The 6,000-nt window shown below is 47.9% G+C and carries 4 protein-coding genes; all 4 read right to left on the bottom strand.

Translation table 11 applies throughout. From position 1 onward, the window contains the following. Positions 1-38: 38 nt before the first annotated feature. The 4 genes from QGM61_RS03790 to QGM61_RS03805 all read right to left on the bottom strand — a co-directional run bounded on the left by QGM61_RS03790 (position 39) and on the right by QGM61_RS03805 (position 5,790). The gene (locus QGM61_RS03790; RefSeq protein ID WP_281132047.1) at positions 39-620 is read right to left on the bottom strand and encodes a hypothetical protein; all 582 of its coding nucleotides are present in this window, start codon (positions 618-620) and stop codon (positions 39-41) included. Next, complete coding sequence (locus QGM61_RS15320; RefSeq protein WP_411268750.1) at positions 598-1,203, bottom strand: GNAT family N-acetyltransferase; 606 nt, start codon at positions 1,201-1,203, stop codon at positions 598-600. Before QGM61_RS15320 ends, QGM61_RS03790 begins: the two co-directional genes overlap by 23 nt. 141 nt (positions 1,204-1,344) lie before the next feature. Then, positions 1,345-1,776, bottom strand: coding sequence for a hypothetical protein (locus QGM61_RS03800; protein WP_281132048.1), 432 nt, complete (start codon positions 1,774-1,776; stop codon positions 1,345-1,347). 198 nt (positions 1,777-1,974) lie between these two features. Then, positions 1,975-5,790: an SIR2 family protein gene (locus tag QGM61_RS03805; protein WP_281132049.1), complete on the bottom strand. Its 3,816-nt coding sequence runs from the start codon at positions 5,788-5,790 to the stop codon at positions 1,975-1,977. Between the last annotated feature and the right edge of the window lie 210 nt (positions 5,791-6,000).

The raw sequence follows: 6,000 nt of genomic DNA on the forward strand, positions 1-6,000 counted from the left end.
CGCGTAGTTGGCTTCCTGTGCATGCATTTGTTATAAATTTACCGACCGCCTTGATAACTAACAGGCCCTTCGGTTATCCCTAAGTCAACACGCATTTCGTTTAGCATTGCATCCGCCTTTCCCCTCATTTCAATCCAGGTTGCTTGCTGTCCTTCGTAAACTATCGGCATGAAAAAGTCGATCATGTCATTGTAGCTATTCAATACAGCCTGACTAGATACTAAGGCAATATAGCCATATGCTTTGTTTCTATTCAAAGCGAATGAATGTTCTACATCTTTGTTGATAAAAGATTGCTTTGATGATGACACAGCTTCCAATTCTCGTAGAATCTCCGACACTATATGGACTACGTCCTTGTAGATTGCCAATTTATCAAAGTGTCGAGACAGCTCCTTTTGTTTCAACGTGTCTATTTGAGCTTTCAGTTCCTCAAGTGCAGCTTCATTCCTAGCTCTGAGATCTTGAAGACTTGCTTCATGCTTAGACCTTTCATTCTGTAGCATGCGCTTTGCCCATAGGCTCCCAAGCCAATTAGAAAAAGCTCCGACGAGCAGAGCACCTCCACCTAGCGAAGCGATTATAGCTGCTGCTATTCTAAATATTTCTTCGATGCTCATAATTTTTTCTAACGCCCCTCTTCAGCGGACAAGTCACGCTGGCGGGGCTTTTCCGACGGCAAAAGACGTGACACGTGACAGCCTGATTTGTTCCGACTGGAAGAAATTGTAAGGCGCTTTCACAAACAATATACCTTGTCATAAATACACTATTTGGATCTTCGACATAGCTGTCAAACGGATCGCACGCTTCAAACCCAAAAGACTTATACAATTTTCTGGCAGGCTCGAAGAATTGCATCGACCCAGTTTCAAGACTTAGCCGATTGTAGCCGCGTTTTTCGGCTTCAAGCAGTATATGGCTTAGCATCCTAGAAGCGACACCTTGACGAAGATATGTAGTCGAAGTCTTCATTGATTTTATTTCTGCATGCTCAGACGACAAATGTTTTAACGCTCCAATACCGACCAGAGTCCCTCCATCCCAAATGGACCAGAATGTAACATCTGGCCTACGCAGACCGTCGAGATCAAGCGCGTGCCGACTTTCAGGTGGAGCCGTAGGCGCCATAGATTCAAGATGCTCGCGTATCAATGCGATTACTTGTAAATCCTCCAGCTTGTCGATTCTTATATCCAACACTGTGTCCTACTTCATGCGGACGCCTAACGCCCGCTTCAGCTGCGCCGAAGCCGGAGCGTTTTTGTGTTATTTTCTGAGCGTAGCGAGTAACACAAAAACGCGTAAGTTTTGGCGTCAGTCTGGAAGCGCTTGCTAGAATACTTACTCGTTCCAATCTCTTAATATGTCCAATAGCTTTATCTCATTCGCGTACTGAAGCGATATGGTTCCCGAGTTCATTGGAAACTGAATGGAGCCAGCTGCCAAATAGCCAAAAATGACAAAATATTCTCCGACTTCGCTGAATGCTTCGTGACAGCTAGAAGGAGGCCAATATTCTATTGGACTATTGAGCGAACCTTTAAACTGCTCAATGACAGAGATTTTATTATAGTGCCAAGGATTTTCATTTTGCCAATCAGGATTCCGTTTCCATTCACGGGCATCTATTCTCCCCAAAAAAATGTAATCCGCGTTTTTAATGTATTCGGTGACACGTTCTTTATAGGGGACACCACCAGTGGGATCACTATCCCTAATGCACGCAAAAGACAGGCATGGTAAAACCATAATTATTAGTACCAAATACTTCACGATGACGCCCCTTGTCTAACGCTCGCAACAGCGGAAAATTGGAAGCGCAGCGAGTATTTTTTCCGACTGCTTGCGCTTGTTATACGTTACCTGAATCAAATTCGTTACGTCCAAATTCGGCCAAAGGCGGACGTCCATGTTGTTATATCCAAATTTTAAGAGAGATTATTACTTGGCACCAAAATTGGATTTAAGAAACTATGTTTGTTCAATCAAGTCAATCAACCGCACGAACCGACGATCACTAACAAGGGCTGGTTCTGTTTCTTCAATAAGGTCGAGTATTTGCGCCAATTCATATGGAACATCTTCGGCACTATTAGGGATAACTGCATCTAACAACTCCAGGACGTCTGCAGGGTACTTTATCGTAAGAGGCTCCTCTCCTCCGACTTCTCTACTGAACTGATAGAGCCAGTGGCTTTCCCTTTCTACAGGCACCAAGAATCGACGCACCGCACTCAGAACCTCTGGAAATTTTTCACCAGTATCATCCAGCAGAGACACCCACGACGATACGAGATTAGACGTCCTAAATGTACGTTCCCTTGGCCAAACAGTATTGATAAACGGAACCACATGGTCAGACCAGCCGTCCTCCTCACGCTTACCTATCACACCAAGTCTAAATATTGCATCCTGCCTATTTTTGTCGTTCATATTGCGCAGGCAATGGCGGGCTTCCTTTCCAGTCAGACCATCCGGCTCATCGTTACGAAATACAGCAAGCTCAATCGCTATCTGAGCCGCTACAGTTGCAAGATGTTGATCCCAATTCCACTTATAAAGTCTCGGAAATAACTCAAGCAGGAGTGGTTTAAGGGCTACTCCGATTTCATGCGGGGGAAACTCTGCTGCTGATAGGTATCCATTCCACGCCGGCTCTGATAAACCGTGATCAAAGCTAAACCACGGCATGACTCGCTCCCTAATCCATTCCGGGTCCAGATAATACAGCCAGCGAATCTGCCGAGTTATAATGGTAACGGCGTGATCCCCCCCTTCCCCGGGAGCGGCAAGCAAACACTCAATACGTGATTTAAACTCTTCTGGTATTTCTGTCCCTTGAGCCAATTTTAGTGAATTCAGCGTGTTGTGTAGCCCCTGCATTGCATGTCCTACAGGGCCATTTATAGCGTGATCAATCGTTCGTCGTGACCTTTCAACAACTTCGCCGCCTATACGCATCTCTCCAATTCCACTGCCCGTGGCGGCTCCCTCTTCAGAAATCAACCCAGAAAATAGGTGGTCAAACGTATTCCAGGCAAGCGGTTGATCAATCTCATAAGCCGAAAGTAGCTTTTCTTGAAGCCACCGCCCAACTGGATGCCGTAGCTCTCGAATAGCCTCATGCGGCAAGCGACCAAGCCTGTGCAGGAATACACGGAATAACCGAGGACTAGTTTCGTCTGGCCAATCACTAATCAAAGTGGACCAAAATGCCTGAGGATACTCACCACGCCTGGCCTTATGGGACAGTGACGCCAGCGCTTTACGCGGATTGACTTTCACTAGTCCTGTGAAGGGACGCCTCTCGGTAAAACTGTCGAAATCACGCCCGTGCTCAGCTTGTACGCGTTCCACAACCTCGCTGACCGGCAAATCTATAATTGTGTCGGGTGTTTCATCCGTACCAACACTTCTGACAAAACCGAAATTATCTTCAGCTAAACTTGATGCCCAACCTTCTCTCCATTCAGGCAACCCTGAGATCATCTCGGCCAATCGCGCTGCCTGCTCCTCTGACAGCTCCTTCCCCTGTAGGGTCAGCCATCGGGTGTAGCGACATGCCATTTCATCCCTGATTTTCGGATACTCTTCATCCGACCAGTGATCGATTTTGTCTGGCCCGTTGAGCAGGCGCTCTGCTAATGCCTCTCTATTCGCTGCGGAGAAATCCTGCCATCGATCCTTGATGAGGAACAGTAGCTCTCGACGTACATTCGTATCCCAAAAGCACTCCTGAGATACCTCCAGTAGGCTTTCAGCAGCTTCATCAGCCCCAAATAACTCAACATGGTTCAGCGCAAATAGCTTAAGCCCCCTGAAATAAAATCTATCATCGACTGGCCACATCGCCGCATGCGCTCGAGCTTTAACTGGAAATTTTGAAACCATGAGAGCAAACAATTCCAGAAACCAGATAAAGGCGGCATGCCCGTCATGATTGCGACCCTCAACCTCTCGCTCGGGATAACATGTAGGCGCTGTGAAATAGACTGTTTTTAAATCATCCATCAGCCCAATAGCTCGGTGGAAATGCCCTTCAGCGATACGGAATACAGATTCCAAGACCGAATCAGGAACATCCAGCCCTTCACCATGCCTATCGGGGAATTTGACCTCCCAGCTTGCCAACTCTGAGGAGCTTGTGTCCTCCCAGCTGCCAAATGGCGGCTTTGACTCGCAAACACCCCTAGCAGGCTTACAAGACAACATTGGGGCCGTTACTGCCTCGAAGTCTCTGAGCACGCTCGGAGTCCACGCCTCTTTTTGGATTCTGTCCTTAATTTGGAACCAACCGTGATCCCAAGAATAGTTTCGACTATCGGAGTGATATTCGAGAATCAGATTCCAAACACGACGAGCCTCAGAACTGACTTCCGCATTCCTTCTTAGCTCACGCAGAATGTCATTCGCCAGTCTGGGGTGAAGTCCACGCTGACGAACAGCCCACCATGCCGTAACAGGGCTGTCTAACTGCTTGATAATCCAATCGGAGAGATGACACAGCCTCGGAGGCAGGCTTTCGAAACCAGCAACTGGCCGCCCGCCAAGCCTGTGAAGATTGGATGGATTGGTATCACCACGACGCCACTCAAAGATATGATCATGAACCCATTTGGATTGCTTATCTGACTCCGAGGTTCTTGGAGGGTCATCATCCAACGCATATTCCTTAAAGGGGTCGAAAGTTTCAGCCCCCTCGCCATAACCGCTATTCTCTTTAGCCACTCGGCACCAAGCATCGAAAACACACAACCACTCTGGGGGTGGCGTGGGATCAGTTCTGGCGAATAGCCGTGCCCCTGGAGTCGTACGTACCAGATGGGCAACCTGGCCTCGCTCATGAGCAGAAAGCTGGCGAGGGCCCTTCATCGCCATGTTAATGACATTGGATCTCCACTGCCGTGGATCGTCGGCCCTATCAGCCCAAGCTTCAAGGCTTTGCCAAAGGCTCGGGTAATCTTTGCAGGCGATGGCTGTTACACCTCGATCGCGCCATTTAGCCTCAATATCCTCAGGCTCTCCCTTATCGAAAGCATAGAGATTAGATCTATCCGACAGCCCATCGTGGTTTAGCCCCTGAAGTAGGTACTTAACTGGCGGATCTTCAGCTTGATAGCCGACTAAGACAACTGTGTAGCTCTTCAGTAGCGAGCGGATAAAGTTGGTAGCCCAGCCCTCAGATAAATAGGCTCGTCCAAAATCGGCGCTACTAAGTACATATGGATGCTGCTCGGCATCCGGATCTTGAAGACGGCCATGTAGATAGGTGATTCCAGTTAACGATACACCAAGGCTGATATCAGGGAAGGCCGGAGGTTCGTAGAACTTGCTTTCTGCTTTCGCCAACGCAGGCTCGAACAAAAGATCGAAATTGGTAGTGACGATCTGAGGCTTACCCTCCTGGTCAGCCGATATCCTCACAATGACACTATGCTCAATGCTTTCCGTCCCGCCCGTCTCCGTATCCCGCAGACGATCAGCAACCAAAGCATTGACCTCCTCGCGACCATATTCCTGATAGAGCAGGTGAAAAATCTGATCTAGGGGAGTTTTCGGTCGATCTTCTCCACTCTCACTATCCTCTACCCAGGGCCTAAACTCCGACTCTATGGCCGAGTCTTTAGGTGGGTCAAAAAAGTCCACCACATACTTTGTTAGTTTGTAGAAAGTGGGCATTCCAGCATTGAGAGAAACACCAGCGCCACACAGAAAGACAACTCGGCCTTGATCTCGCCGCTCAAGTAAATGGTCGGGGATGCTAGGTCCGTCTTCAGAGAAACGCATCTTTTTGTTTGCCTTCTAAGTTGGTCTTCCAATTAATATGCTTTACACCTAAAAACGCGTCTAACTTATTTAAAATTATTCAAGCCACAAATGTCCGCTTTGGGTCAAAATCGGACTTACTAAACCCACCGTATAACGCCCGTATTCACGCACCAGCGCAGCTGGCTGCGTGGAATTGATGGTTATGCAGCTGTGAGCTCAACTTTCTGC

Source organism: Pseudohongiella sp. SYSU M77423 (genome assembly GCF_029911965.1).
Classification (GTDB): Bacteria; Pseudomonadota; Gammaproteobacteria; order Pseudomonadales; family Pseudohongiellaceae; genus Pseudohongiella.